12 protein-coding genes, 3 tRNA genes and 1 riboswitch are annotated in these 14869 nt (G+C 59.7%); of the genes, 2 read left to right on the top strand and 13 right to left on the bottom strand.

Annotated features, from left to right (window positions below; translation table 11 throughout):
- Positions 1-89 precede the first annotated feature (89 nt).
- Positions 90-1532, bottom strand: a complete 1443-nt coding sequence (mgtE, locus tag CAG47_RS10225) for a magnesium transporter (protein ID WP_085724756.1) — start codon at positions 1530-1532, stop codon at positions 90-92.
- A 321-nt stretch (positions 1533-1853) separates the two neighbouring features.
- Here mgtE and CAG47_RS10220 point away from each other — a divergent pair, with 321 nt between their 5' ends.
- Positions 1854-2372: a cell envelope protein SmpA gene (locus CAG47_RS10220; protein ID WP_085724755.1), complete on the top strand. Its 519-nt coding sequence runs from the start codon at positions 1854-1856 to the stop codon at positions 2370-2372.
- Between the two features lie 19 nt (positions 2373-2391).
- On the opposite strand, the gene CAG47_RS10215 is transcribed toward CAG47_RS10220, so the two are convergent.
- From CAG47_RS10215 to ltaE, 7 genes are all read right to left on the bottom strand, one after another.
- A tRNA-Arg gene (locus CAG47_RS10215) sits at positions 2392-2468 on the bottom strand.
- Between the two features lie 72 nt (positions 2469-2540).
- Positions 2541-2617 (bottom strand) — tRNA-Arg (locus CAG47_RS10210).
- Positions 2618-2724: 107 nt separating this feature from the next.
- Positions 2725-2815 (bottom strand) — tRNA-Ser (locus CAG47_RS10205).
- Between the two features lie 62 nt (positions 2816-2877).
- The gene (gene csrA, locus CAG47_RS10200) at positions 2878-3066 is read right to left on the bottom strand and encodes a carbon storage regulator CsrA (protein ID WP_002554426.1); all 189 of its coding nucleotides are present in this window, start codon (positions 3064-3066) and stop codon (positions 2878-2880) included.
- Between the two features lie 188 nt (positions 3067-3254).
- Positions 3255-4496 (bottom strand): aspartate kinase, encoded by a 1242-nt coding sequence (locus tag CAG47_RS10195; protein WP_007971040.1) that lies wholly within the window; start codon positions 4494-4496, stop codon positions 3255-3257.
- 91 nt (positions 4497-4587) lie between these two features.
- The gene (gene alaS, locus CAG47_RS10190) at positions 4588-7209 is read right to left on the bottom strand and encodes an alanine--tRNA ligase (RefSeq protein WP_085724754.1); all 2622 of its coding nucleotides are present in this window, start codon (positions 7207-7209) and stop codon (positions 4588-4590) included.
- 146 nt (positions 7210-7355) lie between these two features.
- Positions 7356-8360, bottom strand: coding sequence for a low-specificity L-threonine aldolase (gene ltaE / locus CAG47_RS10185; RefSeq protein ID WP_085724753.1), 1005 nt, complete (start codon positions 8358-8360; stop codon positions 7356-7358).
- A 196-nt stretch (positions 8361-8556) separates the two neighbouring features.
- Positions 8557-8727, top strand: a riboswitch (FMN riboswitch).
- 103 nt (positions 8728-8830) lie between these two features.
- Between ltaE and CAG47_RS10180 the strand changes: the two genes are divergently transcribed.
- Complete coding sequence (locus tag CAG47_RS10180) at positions 8831-9340, top strand: 6,7-dimethyl-8-ribityllumazine synthase (RefSeq protein ID WP_085724752.1); 510 nt, start codon at positions 8831-8833, stop codon at positions 9338-9340.
- A gap of 127 nt (positions 9341-9467) precedes the next feature.
- On the opposite strand, the gene astE is transcribed toward CAG47_RS10180, so the two are convergent.
- The 5 genes from astE to astA all read right to left on the bottom strand — a co-directional run bounded on the left by astE (position 9468) and on the right by astA (position 14842).
- Positions 9468-10478, bottom strand: coding sequence for a succinylglutamate desuccinylase (astE, locus tag CAG47_RS10175; RefSeq protein ID WP_085724751.1), 1011 nt, complete (start codon positions 10476-10478; stop codon positions 9468-9470).
- A gap of 12 nt (positions 10479-10490) precedes the next feature.
- Positions 10491-10778 (bottom strand): topoisomerase II, encoded by a 288-nt coding sequence (locus CAG47_RS10170; protein WP_085724750.1) that lies wholly within the window; start codon positions 10776-10778, stop codon positions 10491-10493.
- A gap of 61 nt (positions 10779-10839) precedes the next feature.
- Positions 10840-12186: an N-succinylarginine dihydrolase gene (astB, locus tag CAG47_RS10165; RefSeq protein WP_085724749.1), complete on the bottom strand. Its 1347-nt coding sequence runs from the start codon at positions 12184-12186 to the stop codon at positions 10840-10842.
- A gap of 164 nt (positions 12187-12350) precedes the next feature.
- Positions 12351-13820, bottom strand: a complete 1470-nt coding sequence (gene astD, locus CAG47_RS10160) for a succinylglutamate-semialdehyde dehydrogenase (RefSeq protein WP_177408966.1) — start codon at positions 13818-13820, stop codon at positions 12351-12353.
- On the bottom strand, positions 13817-14842 hold the full coding sequence (astA, locus tag CAG47_RS10155; RefSeq protein ID WP_085724747.1) for an arginine N-succinyltransferase: 1026 nt from the start codon (positions 14840-14842) through the stop codon (positions 13817-13819). The genes astD and astA overlap by 4 nt, the downstream gene beginning before the upstream one ends.
- Positions 14843-14869: the final 27 nt, after the last annotated feature.

Here is a 14869-nt window from a genome sequence, read left to right as displayed (position 1 = left end):
CTCAAGCCAGCCTGATCGCTGGCTTTTTTTTGCCCGAAATTCAGGCTAAAAAAAACCCGTCAAATGACGGGTTTTCAATGATCAGGGCATCAGAGCAGGAAGATTGTCGCCAGCCCGAGGAAGATGAAAAAACCACCGCTGTCGGTCATTGCAGTGATCATCACGCTGGCGCCCATCGCAGGATCGCGCCCCATCTTCGCCAGGGTCATCGGAATCAAGACCCCCATCAATGCCGCCAGCAACAGGTTGAGCGTCATCGCGCCAGTCATCACCACGCCAAGCGACCAACTGCCATACAGCAGATAGGCGACCACACCGATCACCCCGCCCCAGATCACGCCGTTGATCAGCGCTACCGCCAGCTCCTTGCGCATCAGGCGCGAGGTGTTGCCGGTGCTCACCTGGTCCAGCGCCATGGCCCGAACAATCATGGTGATGGTCTGGTTACCCGAGTTGCCACCAATGCCCGCCACAATCGGCATCAACGCCGCAAGCGCCACGAGCTTCTCGATCGACCCTTCGAACAGACCGATGACCCGGGAAGCCACGAAAGCGGTAATCAGGTTGATCGCCAACCAGGCCCAACGGTTACGCAGGGATTTCCAGACCGACGCAAAAATGTCTTCTTCTTCACGCAGACCTGCCATGTTGAGAACTTCGCTTTCGCTCTCTTCACGGATCAGATCGACCATTTCATCGATGGTCAGACGGCCGATCAGCTTGCCGTTCTTGTCGACCACGGGCGCGGAGATCAAGTCGTAACGTTCGAACGCCTGGGCGGCATCGTAGGCGTCTTCATCCGGGTGAAAGCTCACCGGATCGCTGGCCATCACCTCGGAAACCTGTTTGTCCGGGTCGTTGACCAGCAAACGCTTGATCGGCAACACGCCCTTGAGGACGCCGTCGTAATCGACCACGAACAGCTTGTCGGTGTGGCCCGGCAACTCCTTGAGACGGCGCAGATAACGCAAGACCACTTCAAGGCTGACATCCTCGCGGATGGTCACCATCTCGAAGTCCATCAACGCACCGACCTGCTCCTCGTCGTAGGACAGAGCCGAACGCACGCGCTCGCGTTGTTGCTGGTCGAGGGTCTCCATGAGCTCATGGACGACGTCTCGCGGCAGCTCGGAGGCCAGGTCAGCGAGTTCGTCGGCATCCATGTCCTTGGCGGCCGCCAGGAGCTCGTGATCGTCCATGTCGGCGATCAGCGATTCACGAACCGAATCGGAAACTTCGAGAAGGATGTCGCCGTCGCGATCGGCCTTGACCAGCTGCCAGAGCGTCAGACGATCGTCCAACGGCAAGGCTTCAAGGATGTAGGCAACGTCGGCGGAGTGCAGGTCATCGAGCTTGCGTTGCAACTCGACGAGATTCTGCCGGTGGACCAGGTTCTCGACCCGGTCATGATGCGGGCCTTCCTGGCGGTGAGTCAGGTCTTCTACTACCCGCTGGCGCTGCAGCAGTTCAATCACCTGGGCCAGGCGATCCTGCAAGCTTTCCTGCGTTTTCTTTACTTCAACATCGGACATAGGCGAACTCCACTCCCAGCAGCGGGGCACGCCGGAAGGATCAATCAGTCAATTCATGATTGGTGAAACGGGGTACTGAGTAACTACTGGGTAAGTCCATGGAGGTATTCCACAAGCCCCGGCGGGGCTGACGGGCGCAATGATACACCGCTTGACGGTTTTAAACGTTAAAAAATCTCGGCTGAAACAAGCGCTTGCACAACAAACCTGAGCATTGTCCTGATCCATGAAAATGCGACGACGCAATCTGAAAAGAAAACACACACGCCCTCGAAAATTGTAGCCGCTACCCTTGAAAAGGAACGTCATGGAGGACGCCTGATGCCATCAATTTCACCATTCCTTTTATTGTTCAGCCTGCTCATCTCCCCTCCCCTGGCGCTCGCCACCACCGTTCACCGCTGCGAGGCGGCCAATGGGCGCATTAGCTTCACGACACTGAGCTGCGCCCCGGGAGAAAACGTTTCACTTCAGGACGTCCGCACCTTTACACCTGGCAGCACGAGGGCGCTTCTGCCGCCAGCCGACCGCCGCGAAACATCCGGAACGAAAACCCAAAGGAAAGAGGCGACCATAGTCGGTCAGGCGCAGGACAAATGTGGAAACCTGATCAGTGCCAGGGAGCGCCGGGAGGCGATCCTCAATCAGCGAGTAATCGCTGGCATGAGCCAGCAAGACGTCGAAAGCGCGCTCGGCAAGCCGGACAAGATCATTATTCGCAATTCAGCCACGAGCTACCGTTACGACACACTGCGAGGCCGCAGCGCAAACGTAGCGTTCGATGAGAAGGGATGCACGAAAGGAAAAGCCAAATCCCGGAAAGCAAAAAGCCCGCATTGAATGCGGGCTTTCTGTTGTATGGTGCACTCGACAGGATTCGAACCTGTGACCGCTCGGTTCGTAGCCGAGTACTCTATCCAGCTGAGCTACGAGTGCAATTTGTGTTTTTATACCAGATCACAACTGGTTGAAGCCAAGTTACCTACATTGCTGTAACTAACTCTTAAATGGTGCACTCGACAGGATTCGAACCTGTGACCGCTCGGTTCGTAGCCGAGTACTCTATCCAGCTGAGCTACGAGTGCATTTGTTGCCGCGCATTATAGGCCGTCTAATCTCTATGTCAAGCACTTTTTCTAGTAATTTCAACAACTTACCGAAGAAGCCAGATTACAACGTACTAAGCAAATAATGGCGGAGAACGGGGGATTCGAACCCCCGACACCCTTGTGAGGTGTACTCCCTTAGCAGGGGAGCGCCTTCGGCCACTCGGCCAGCTCTCCGCAACACGGGGCGTATATTAACCAGCTTCTTCCCCGTTTGCAAACATAAAAAACGATAAAAATTAATGGCTTGGTTCTTCGTCCTTCTCTTTCTTGATACGCAGGTAAATTTCTTCCCGGTGAACAGCCACCTCTTTGGGGGCATTAACACCGATGCGCACTTGATTTCCTTTGACGCCGAGCACGGTCACGGTGATTTCGCCATCACCGATAATCAGGCTTTCTGCGCACCGACGAGTCAGAATCAGCATACCTTTCTCCTCACGCATTACATTTCAGGGACAACAGTCTGCAAAAAAAAGGCACTCGACCCACAACCGGAGCGGTCGCAGCCCTACATGCCTGAGTATTGACTAGCGCGAGCAAAAGAACAGGCTCGGAGGTCACGCCATTCAAAAAAACAAAAGGCGCGGTCAGACCGCGCCTTTTGGCAAACGCATCACTCGCCCTGGCGGGCCGGTGCGTCCAGTTCGAAAGCCGTGTGCAGAGCGCGCACAGCCAGTTCCAGGTACTTCTCTTCGATCACTACGGAGACTTTGATTTCCGAAGTCGAGATCATCTGGATGTTGATGCTTTCCTTGGCCAGGGATTCGAACATGCGGCTGGCCACGCCTGCGTGAGAGCGCATGCCAACGCCGACGATCGACACCTTGGCGATCTTGGTGTCGCCCACGACTTCACGGGCACCCAGTTCGCCCGCGGTTTTTTCCAGCACGGCTTGCGCCGCCTGGTAGTCGTTGCGGTGCACGGTGAAGGTGAAATCGGTGGTGTTATCGTGCGCGACGTTCTGCACGATCATGTCGACTTCGATGTTCGCGGCACTGATCGGGCCGAGAATCTTGAATGCAACGCCCGGGATATCTGGCACGCCACGGATGGTCAGCTTGGCTTCATCGCGGTTGAAAGCGATACCGGAAATGATCGGCTGTTCCATGGTTTCCTCTTCATCAATAGTAATGAGGGTGCCCGGACCCTCCTTGAAGCTGTGCAGTACGCGCAGCGGAACGTTGTATTTGCCGGCGAACTCGACCGCACGGATCTGCAACACCTTGGAACCGAGGCTGGCCATTTCCAGCATCTCTTCGAAGGTGATCTTGTCCAGACGCTGGGCCACGGACACTACACGCGGGTCAGTGGTGTAGACGCCATCGACGTCGGTGTAGATCTGGCATTCGTCAGCCTTCAGGGCTGCCGCCAGCGCCACGCCGGTGGTGTCGGAACCGCCACGACCGAGGGTGGTGATGTTGCCGTGCTCGTCGACGCCCTGGAAACCGGCGACAACCACTACACGACCTGCCTTCAGGTCACCGCGAATCTTCTGGTCATCAATCTGCAGGATACGCGCTTTATTGTGCGCGCTATCCGTCAGAATCCGCACCTGGTTGCCGGTGTAGGACACCGCCGGCACGCCGCGCTTGATCAGCGCCATGGCCAACAGGGCAATCGTCACCTGCTCACCGGTGGAAACGATCACGTCCAGCTCGCGCGGAACCGGTTGACCGTCGCCACTGATTTGCTTGGCCAGATCGATCAGACGGTTGGTTTCGCCGCTCATTGCTGACAGCACAACCACCAGGTCATCGCCGGCATCGCGGAATTTCTTAACCTTGTCGGCGACCTGCTCGATTCTCTCGACAGTGCCGACCGAGGTGCCTCCAAATTTCTGTACGATCAAAGCCATTTCAAAGCCGCCTCTGCCCATGAAGGGCGCCCAAATAATCACTCAAACAGCGTTGCGGCCCGCCACTAGACTGCGAGCCGCAAGTACTGCCTTATAGACCCTGCTCTACAAACGGAACGGTCAGGGCCAGCGCCGCGTCCAGTGCGCCAGCGTCGGTACCGCCGCCTTGCGCCATGTCTGGACGACCACCACCCTTCCCGCCCACTGCCGCAGCGGCTTGCTTCATCAAATCACCGGCTTTGAGTTGGCCAGTCAGGTCTTTGGTCACGCCTGCAACCAGAACGACCTTTTCCTCATGGACACTGCCGAGCAGGATCACTGCGCGACCGAGTTTGTTTTTCAGTTGATCGACCAGCGCCAGCAGCGCCTTGCCATCCTGACCGTCCAGACGCACGGCCAGCACTTTCACGTCCTTGACGTCCAGCGCCTGGGCCGACAGATCGTCGCCCGCGGCACTGGCGGCCTTGGCTTGCAACTGCTCGAGTTGCTTCTCCAGCAGACGGTTGCGCTCCAGCACAGCCGACAGCTTGTCGATCAGGTTGTCGCGGCTGCCCTTGACCAGGCTGGCCGCTTCCTTGAGTTGTTCTTCCGCCGCGTTCAAGTAGGCCAGCGCCGCAGCACCGGTGACTGCCTCAATACGACGAACACCTGATGCCACACCGCCTTCGCTGACGATTTTCAGCAGGCCGATGTCGCCGGTACGATTGGCGTGGATACCGCCGCACAGCTCGACAGAGAAATCGCCCATGCTCAGTACGCGCACGTTGTCGCCGTATTTCTCGCCGAACAGCGCCATGGCGCCTTTCTGCTTGGCGGTTTCGATATCGGTTTCTTCGGTTTCAACCTCGGAGTTCTTGCGAATCTCGGCGTTGACGATGTCTTCCAGCGCCCTCAACTGCTCAGGCTTGATCGCTTCGAAGTGGCTGAAGTCGAAGCGCAGACGCTGACTGTCGACCAACGAGCCTTTCTGTTGAACGTGATCGCCCAGCACCTGGCGCAATGCCGCGTGCAGCAGGTGAGTGGCCGAGTGGTTCAGCGACGTGGCATGACGCACTTCGGCATCGACATGAGTCTCGACCGGAGCACCTACGATCAGGCTGCCCGAATCCAGCACACCGTGGTGCAGGAACGCACCGCCGGTCTTGGTGGTGTCGCGCACGTCGAAACGCGCAGCGCCAGCCTGGAGGAAGCCGCAATCACCAATCTGACCACCGGATTCGGCATAGAACGGTGTCCGATCGAGAACGACCACGCCCTCTTCGCCTTCGCTCAATACGTCGACCGACTGCCCTTCTTTATACAGAGCAACGATTTTCGCAGAACCGCTGTGAGCGACGTAACCGGTGAACTCGGTGTCCACATCGACCTTGACCAGGCTGTTGTAGTCCATGCCGAAGGAGCTAGCGGAACGGGCACGGACGCGCTGGGCTTCCATCTCACGCTCGAAGCCTTCTTCGTCGAGGGTCAGGCTGCGCTCGCGAGCGATGTCGCCGGTCAGGTCCATCGGGAAACCGTAGGTGTCGTAGAGCTTGAACACCACGTCGCCCGGCACCACGTCGCCCTTGAGCTCGGCCAGATCCTGCTCGAGGATCTTCAGGCCCTGCTCCAGGGTCTTGGCGAATTGCTCTTCCTCGGCCTTCAGCACACGTTCGATGTGCGCTTGCTGGGATTTCAGCTCAGGGAAAGCTTCGCCCATCTCGGCGACCAGGGCCGCGACGATCTGGTAGAAGAAGCTGCCCTTGGCGCCCAGCTTGTTACCGTGACGGCAGGCACGACGAATGATCCGGCGCAGCACGTAGCCACGGCCTTCGTTGGACGGCAGCACGCCGTCGGCGATCAGGAAACCGCAGGAACGGATATGGTCAGCTACGACTTTCAACGAAGCCTGGGCGTCGTTGGTGCAACCGATGGCCTTGGCCGCTGCGTTCAGCAGGCTCTGGAACAGGTCGATTTCATAGTTCGAGTGAACGTGCTGCAGCACGGCACTGATCCGCTCCAGGCCCATGCCGGTGTCCACCGACGGCGCTGGCAGCGGGTGCAACACGCCATCGGCGGTGCGGTTGAACTGCATGAACACGTTGTTCCAGATCTCGATGTAACGGTCACCGTCTTCTTCCGGCGAGCCCGGTGGGCCGCCCCAGATGTCGGCGCCGTGATCGTAGAAAATCTCGGTGCAAGGACCGCACGGGCCGGTATCGCCCATGGTCCAGAAGTTGTCGGAGGCGTACGGCGCGCCCTTGTTGTCGCCAATGCGCACCATGCGCTCGGCCGGAACGCCGATTTCCCTGGTCCAGATGTCGTACGCCTCGTCATCGCTGGCGTAGACGGTGACCCAGAGCTTTTCCTTCGGCAGGTTCAGCCACTTGTCGGAAGTCAGGAAGGTCCAGGCGTAAGTGATGGCGTCACGCTTGAAGTAATCACCGAAGCTGAAGTTACCCAGCATTTCGAAGAAGGTGTGGTGACGGGCGGTATAACCGACGTTTTCCAGGTCGTTGTGCTTGCCGCCGGCGCGCACGCATTTCTGGCTGCTGACCGCGCGGGTGTACGCGCGCTTTTCCTGGCCCAGGAAGCAGTCCTTGAACTGGTTCATCCCCGCGTTGGTGAACAGCAGGGTTGGGTCGTTGCCCGGAATCAAAGAGCTGGAGGCTACACGGGTGTGGCCTTGCTCTTCGAAGAAGCGAAGGAAGGCTTCACGGATTTCTGCGCTTTTCATTAGGTTCTTCCACGGAGGCTGCGGCCAAAGGCCTGTTCGAAACGTCAACAGACGAAACGACGGCAAAGGGCCGCATTATATCGGCCCTGCGCGCGGGGTACAGCGTGTTTATACGATAGAAACGGTCAATTGGAGCGCTAACGCTATCACTTGCGTGAAAAGTCGACGAATGTCGCGACGACTTGCTCGATTTGCGCACGGTTGACGTCCATGTGGGTGACCATGCGCAGACGAGCGGCGGCACTGAGCCTGATCCCGCGCTCGGCGGCAAAGGCCTTGAGCGCCTCGGCCTGGTCGCCCATCTGCACATATACCATATTGGTCTGCACCGGCTCGACTTCGAAACCCGCCCCACGCAGGCCTTCGGCCAACCATTGCGCGTTGGCATGGTCATCGGCCAGGCGCTGAACGTTGTTATCCAGCGCATACAGGCCCGCCGCCGCGAGAATACCGGCCTGACGCATACCGCCACCGACCATCTTGCGCAGGCGCCGGGCCTTGCCGATCAGCTCGGCCGAGCCGCACAGCACCGATCCGACTGGCGCGCCCAGGCCTTTGGACAGGCACACCGAGACCGAATCGAAATACTGGGTGATTTCCCGGGCATCCACACCCAGCTTCACCACCGCGTTGTACAAGCGAGCGCCGTCCAGGTGCAGCTGCAAACCATGTTCGCGGGTAAAACTGCGCGCCCGGGCCAGGTATTCCAGCGGCAGGACCTTGCCTTGCATGGTGTTTTCCAGCGCCAACAAACGGGTACGGGCGAAGTGGAAGTCGTCCGGTTTGATTGCCGCCGCGACCTGTGTCAGGTCCAGCGACCCATCGGCCTGCACTTCCAGAGGTTGCGGCTGGATCGAGCCGAGCACTGCCGCACCACCACCTTCGTACTTATAGGTATGGGCCTGCTGGCCGACGATGTACTCGTCGCCGCGCTCGCAGTGGGCCATCAAGCCCAGCAGATTGCTCATGGTCCCGGTCGGCACGAACAGCGCCGCGGCAAAACCCAGGCGCTTGGCCAGTTCGGCTTCCAGATGGTTGACCGTCGGATCTTCGCCATACACGTCATCGCCGGTGGCGGCTTTGGCCATCGCGTCGAGCATGGCGGCGGATGGCTGGGTGACGGTGTCGCTGCGAAGATCGATAACGCTCATGAGTCTGGCCTCGGTAGCAGGGGAAATCCCTTTCAGGAAAGAATTACTGCGGGCATCGAGACGATTAATCAACCCTTGCGTAGGAAAAGGCCGATTAAACCAACGGAAAAGTCGATGACAATCATCCAAAAGGGGTCATGCGTATATCGGAAATATGTGTTAAAAACGCTGCGCCGCCAAACATTCCGGCGGCAAAAAACGTTCTCAGGGCGGGGTGCAACTCCCCACCGGCGGTAATTGCGCGCAATGCGCATAGCCCGCGAGCGCTTGGTGACAGCACGGCTTCGGCAGTGCCTGACAGCAAGGTCAGCAGACCCGGTGTGATCCCGGGGCCGACGGTCATAGTCCGGATGAAGAGAGAACGGGATTGGCAGCAAAGGGCCGTTCGCAGGCACTCGTGCAAGCGTGCGCACCCTCGGATCCCCTTCGATTCATAACGCCCTGTTTTTCACATAAACAGGAGTCAGAACATGCAACCCACCGCAATCGACAGCAAAAGCAAACACCCTCATGGCGAGCGCGTAGCGTTCATCCAGGCCTGCTGGCACAAGGACATAGTCGATCAGAGCCGCAAAGGCTTCGTCGCCGAAATGATCGCCCAGGGCTATCAGGAGTCCGACATTGACTTCTTCGAAGTCGGCGGCGCCTTTGAAATGCCCCTGCACGCGAAGTTGCTGGCCAAGACCGGCCGTTATTCAGGCATAGTCGCGGCCGCCCTGGTGGTGGACGGCGGGATCTACCGCCATGAGTTCGTCGCCCAGTCAGTGGTCAGCGGCCTGATGCAGGTTCAGCTGGAAACCGAAGTGCCGGTGTTCTCGGTATCCCTGACCCCGCACCACTTCCATGCTGGCGAAGAGCACCAGAAGTTCTTCTTCGAGCATTTCCTGCACAAAGGCCAGGAAGCGGCGAGGACTTGTGCGGATACGCTGAAGAAGGTGCGGATGTTGCAGCGTGCTGAGCCTCGCGCAGTGGCCGTATAAACACGAAACCTGTGGGAGCGGGCTTGCCCGCGATGAAGTCATGTCAGCCAATGAAGAAGTCGACTGCCAGGACGCCATCGCGGGCAAGCCCGCTCCCACAATGATTTATGTCGGGTTCAAGGGAGCGTCAGGCCAGGTTTTCGCCGTCGGTCGGTACAACCAGGATGCCGGCACGCAAGCCATTCTTCACCTTGGGATTCGGGAAGATGATCCGGGCGCCCTCTTCCTCGATGATCCAGCGGGTGTTGGCGATGTCTTCCGCCAGCAGGTAACCCACTTCCAGCTCTGAAAAGTTCTCGATATCCGCTGGCAGGTTCAGACGGAAGCTGTCGCTGTGCTTGATGATTTCCCGTGCCACGCTGTACAGCTGCAAACCGTCGAGTGGCGCTTCAGTCAGTTCCGGCTCGGTGCCCTCGATGATCTGCTTGAGGCGCGCCTCCAGCAGCGAGACATTGACCCCGGCGTTCTGTCCGAACGGCCGCGCCTTGCCCAACTCCAGGGTAAAGGCCTCGGCACCGAGCTTGTCGTAGGTATAGGAACTGAACACGATGGACGGTTTGTTCTGCAACAACACCGCTTCCATGCCGGCGGCGCGCAGGCGCGCCAGCTGATGACGCGAATGCTGGCGGTCTTCTTTCCACGGATACAAGGCGAACTGCTCGATTTTCGAGCCACGAATCGCCGTGTGCAGGTCGTAGTGCAACCGCTCCCGATCCGGCAGGCTGAAGAAACTGGCGGCCAGGCGCTCCAGTTCACAGGCGCGCAGGGCTTCGGAACCACTGCTTTGTTCGTGACGGCCATTGAACAGCCGATTGACGTCCTGCTCGATAAAACGTTCGCCTTTGCGAATCGCTTCAGGGTTGCCGAACAGGAACAGAATTCGTGCACGCGGCTTCAAGTCACCACGGGCGATGTCGTGCAGCAGGCGATCGAGCAACTCGATCGGTGCTGTTTCATTGCCATGGATCCCCGCCGACAGCAGCAGATCCAGGCCATTGTCACGCGCTTCAGGTGGCCGGACTTCCAGCGCACCTTCGCTCAACCAGCGCATGCGCACGCCTTCGACAGTCAGTTGAGTCTTCTCCGCCGGTTCGCGGCCGGCGAGGGTCAGTTCAAGCAGTTTGCCGAGGGCGAGCATAGAACGGTTTCCTTAGTGGTCGTGATTGCAATCCGGGCCGTGAACGTGGTCCTCGTCGGTGAGGTCCGCAGGTTCCATCTCCAGTTGCAGACTTACCAGATTAGTCGCCAATGGGCGCAGCAGCAGGTTGGCGTACTCTTCATCGTCTTCTTCGACGTCCACGCCGATCAACAACTGGCCACGGCCGTCCTGCTGGATCCACAGCTCTTTGCCTTGCCACATGACCGCAACGCGGGTGCAGGAAGTTTGCAGTTGCGTGCCGTCGGTGTCTTCAAGGATCAGCTGCAGGGTATCGCTCATGTCTTTACGCTCTCGTTTGAGATGAAGCGACGCGCCGCCATGCAAGGCGACGCGTCGTCGATCAATTGATCTGGAATGGATAAACCGCGCCCAGTTTAAGGATTTGCGTCAATTCATCCAGTGCCGTCCGGCATTCAAGCAGCAATTGCGGGTCCGCCAGATCATTTTCGGTCATGCGGTCGCGATAGTGCTTCTCGACCCATTCGGTCAGAGTGCCGTACAACGGTGCCGTCATGATAACCCCTGGGTTGACGGCCGCCAGTTCGGTTTCGTTGAGTGCGACGCGCAACCGCAGGCAAGCCGGGCCACCGCCGTTCTGCATGCTCTGCTTGAGATCGAAGACCTTCACTTCGCGGATCAGCCCGCCGGAGCTGGTCAAACCCTGCAGATACTGCCAGACACGCTCGTTGCCACGGCATTCTTCTGGCACGATCAATAGCATGGACCCGTCAGGACGTGACAGTAACTGGCTGTTGAACAGGTAGGAACGCACGGCATCTTCCACACTTACCGCGGAACGCGGTACGCAGATCGACTGAAATTTCCCACCGACTTTGGCGAGTTTGCTCTGCAACTCGGCCAGCATCTTTTCGGTCTCGAGGAACGCGTCCTCGTGATAGAACAGCACTTCACCATTGCCCACGGCGATCACGTCGTTGTGGAACACGCCCTGATCGATCACCGATGGGTTCTGCTGGGCGTAGACCACGCCGTCATCGCTCAAGCCGTGCAAACGGGCAACGGCCTGGGACGCTTCGAGGGTCTGGCGCGCCGGGTACTTCTGCGGTGCCGGGTAGCGGGTGTCGAAGGCGCTGCGGCCGAACACGAAGAACTCAACGCCGGCTTCACCGTACTCGCGACAGAAACGCGTGTGGTTGGCCGCGCCTTCGTCACCGAACTGCGCCACGGCCGGCAAGGCGGCGTGGTGGGCGAAGTGTTTCTGGTCAGCGAACATCGCCCCCAGCACGCGGCTGGTGGTCGGGTGTTCGATGCTGCGGTGATATTTGCAGTTGAGGTTGGCGGCGGTGAAATGCACACGGCCGTCAGCCGTGTCAGCGCTCGGGCTGACGGTGGCGGCGTTGGCCACCCACATGCTCGAGGCCGAGCAACTGGCCACCAGCAGCGGCATCGCGTCTTTGGCAGCGCGCTCGATCACTTGCGCGTCGGTGCCGCCAAAGCCCAGGCGACGCAGTGCGGCCACATCCGGGCGCTCTTGCGGTGCCAGCACGCCTTGCTGGAAACCCATTTCCATCAGCGCTTTCATCTTCGCCAGGCCTTGCAGCGCCGCTTCCTTGGGGTTGGAAGACTGCTGGCTGTTGCTCTGGGACGCGACGTTGCCGTAGGACAAGCCACCGTAGTTATGGGTCGGCCCCACTAGACCGTCAAAATTGACTTCACAGGATTTCATCAGCGAGGCTCCACGAGAATCTGTTGTTATAGGCTTCTAGTAACAATTGAGTAAGACCGGGTCGCGGTCTTCGCGAGCAGGCTCGCTCCCACAGGTTTGGTGATGTTCACAAATTTTGTGTACGACTCAAATCCTGTGGGAGCGAGCCTGCTCGCGAATGGGCGTTACGTCATTTTCACGCCAGGCGTCAGGGCCGCCGGCAACACCAGGCTCGGCGTTTCCAGCGACGCCACCGGGTACGCGCAGTAATCCGCCGCGTAGTAGGCGCTGGCGCGGTGGTTGCCCGAAGCGCCGACGCCGCCGAATGGTGCGCTGCTTGCCGCACCGGTCAGTTGCTTGTTCCAGTTGACGATACCGGCCCGGCTCTCCAGCCAGAACTGCTGGTAACGCGCCTCGGAATCCGACAGCAGACCGGCGGCCAGCCCATACGCGGTGTCGTTGGCTTCTGCGATCGCCGCGTCAAAATCAGCGTAGCGGATCACTTGCAGCAACGGGCCGAACAGCTCTTCGTCCGGGCGATCGGCGACAGCCGTCACGTCGAGAATACCCGGCGTCAACAGCGCCGACTGAGCCTGAGGCTGAGTCATTTCCAGCAGCGCCACAGCACCATTGGTCAGCAGATGCTTCTGCGCATCCATCAGCGCTTTCGCTGCGCCGAGAGAGACCACCGAGCCCATGAACGGCGCCGGTTGCTGATCGAACGCACCGACTTCGATGGTTGCACTGACCGCCACCAGGCACGCCAGTAGCGAGTCACCCCAGGCACCCTGCGGCACCAGCAAGCGGCGGGCACAGGTGCAGCGCTGGCCAGCGGAGATGAAGGCCGACTGGATGATGGTGTACACCGCCGCGTCCAGATCGGCGACCTGATCGACCACCAGCGGGTTGTTACCGCCCATCTCCAGCGCCAGGATCTTGTCCGGACGACCGGCGAACTGCTGGTGCAGGTGATTGCCGGTGCGGCTGGAACCGGTGAAGAACAGTCCGTCGATACCTGGGTTCGCCGCCAAGGCGATGCCGGTTTCGCGAGCACCTTGCAGCAGGTTCAACACGCCCGCCGGCAGACCGGCTTCGATCCAGCACTTGACCGTCAGTTCGGCGACTTTCGGCGTCAGCTCGCTCGGCTTGAACAGCACGCTGTTACCCGCCAGCAGTGCCGGCACGATGTGGCCATTCGGCAAGTGGCCGGGGAAGTTGTAAGGGCCGAACACCGCCACCACACCGTGGGGCTTGTGGCGCAGTACGGCAGTGGCGTCGCCCAGCGGGCCGCTCTTCTCACCGGTACGTTCGCGGTAGCTCTGCACCGAGATGGCAATCTTGTTGACCATGCTGGTCACTTCGGTCGCCGCTTCCCACAGGGGTTTACCGGTTTCTTCGCCAATGGTGCGAGCCAGTTCGTCCGCGTGATTTTTCAGCGCGGCGGCAAAGGCTTCCAGCACCGAGATACGTTCTTCCAGGGTACGCCGCGCCCAGCCCGGGAACGCCTGACGCGCAGCTTGCACAGCCGACTCGACCTGAGCGGCGGTGGCACCGACGCCGGACCACAGCACCTGTTGGGTCACCGGGTTCAGCGACTCGAAGGCTTCGCCCTGACCGGCCAGCCAATCACCTGCGATGTAAAGCGACTTCATTATTTCGACTCCCGAGCTGCGGACAACGCCACGGCGCGCACTTGATCGCCAGCGTTGAGTTGAAGACGTTTGGCGGTCAGCGGATCGACCACCAGGGTGCCGGCGGCCAGACGTGCCGGCGCAGCAGTGATGCGGCAGTCTTCGCGCTTGCGGTTGTGAATGATGAATGGCGTGGCATCGTCACCCGGCGTACCAACGGCCAGCACCAGTGCCTGACTGTCACGCACGGCGCGGATCTTGCCGGTTTCGCACTCGATGGCAGGACCTGCGTCGAAAATGTCGACGTAGCCCTGGTAGCTGAAACCTTCGCTCTTGAGCATGGCCAGCGCCGGCTCGGTGTCCGGGTGCACCTGACCGATGACGTTGCGCGCGTCCGGCGACAGGAAGCAGGTGTACAGGGGGAATTTCGGCATGAGTTCGGCGATGAACGCCTTGTTGCCCACACCGGTCAGGTAGTCGGCCTGGCTGAACTCCATTTTGAAGAAGTGCCGGCCCAGGCTTTCCCAGAACGGCGAACGCCCGGTTTCATCGGAAACACCGCGCATTTCGGCAATGATCTTGTTGCCGAACAACTGCGGGAATTCGGCGATGAACAGCATCCGCGCCTTGGACAGCATGCGGCCGTTGAGGCCGCTGCGGTAATCGGCGTGCAGGAACAGCGAGCACAGCTCGGAGTTGCCGGTCAGGTCGTTGGCCAGGAACAGCGTCGGGATTTCGCGATAGATGTTCAGCTCTTGCGAAGCGCTGACCGTCAGACCGACCCGGAAGTTGTACCATGGTTCACGCAGACCGACAGCGCCGGCGACGGCGGAAATACCCACCACGCGACCGTCATCGTCTTCGAGTACGAACAGGTAGTCCGCATCGGCCCGTCCGGCTTCGCCGCGAAAGGTCTTCTCGGCCCAGCCGACCCGATGGGCCAGCCGCGCTTCGTTGGCAGGCAAGGTGGTCAGGCCGGTGCCGGTGCTGCGGGCCAGGTCGATCAGAGCGGGTAAATCGCTGCTGCGTACGGGACGAACGATCATGCTATCTCCTCAAACGGGTCGCTTGCG

Origin of the sequence: Pseudomonas sp. R37(2017) (assembly GCF_002113375.1) — a bacterium.
Lineage (GTDB): Bacteria > Pseudomonadota > Gammaproteobacteria > Pseudomonadales > Pseudomonadaceae > Aquipseudomonas.
Note: the sequence above shows the minus strand (reverse complement) of the source record. Positions and strands in the feature narration are given on the sequence as shown.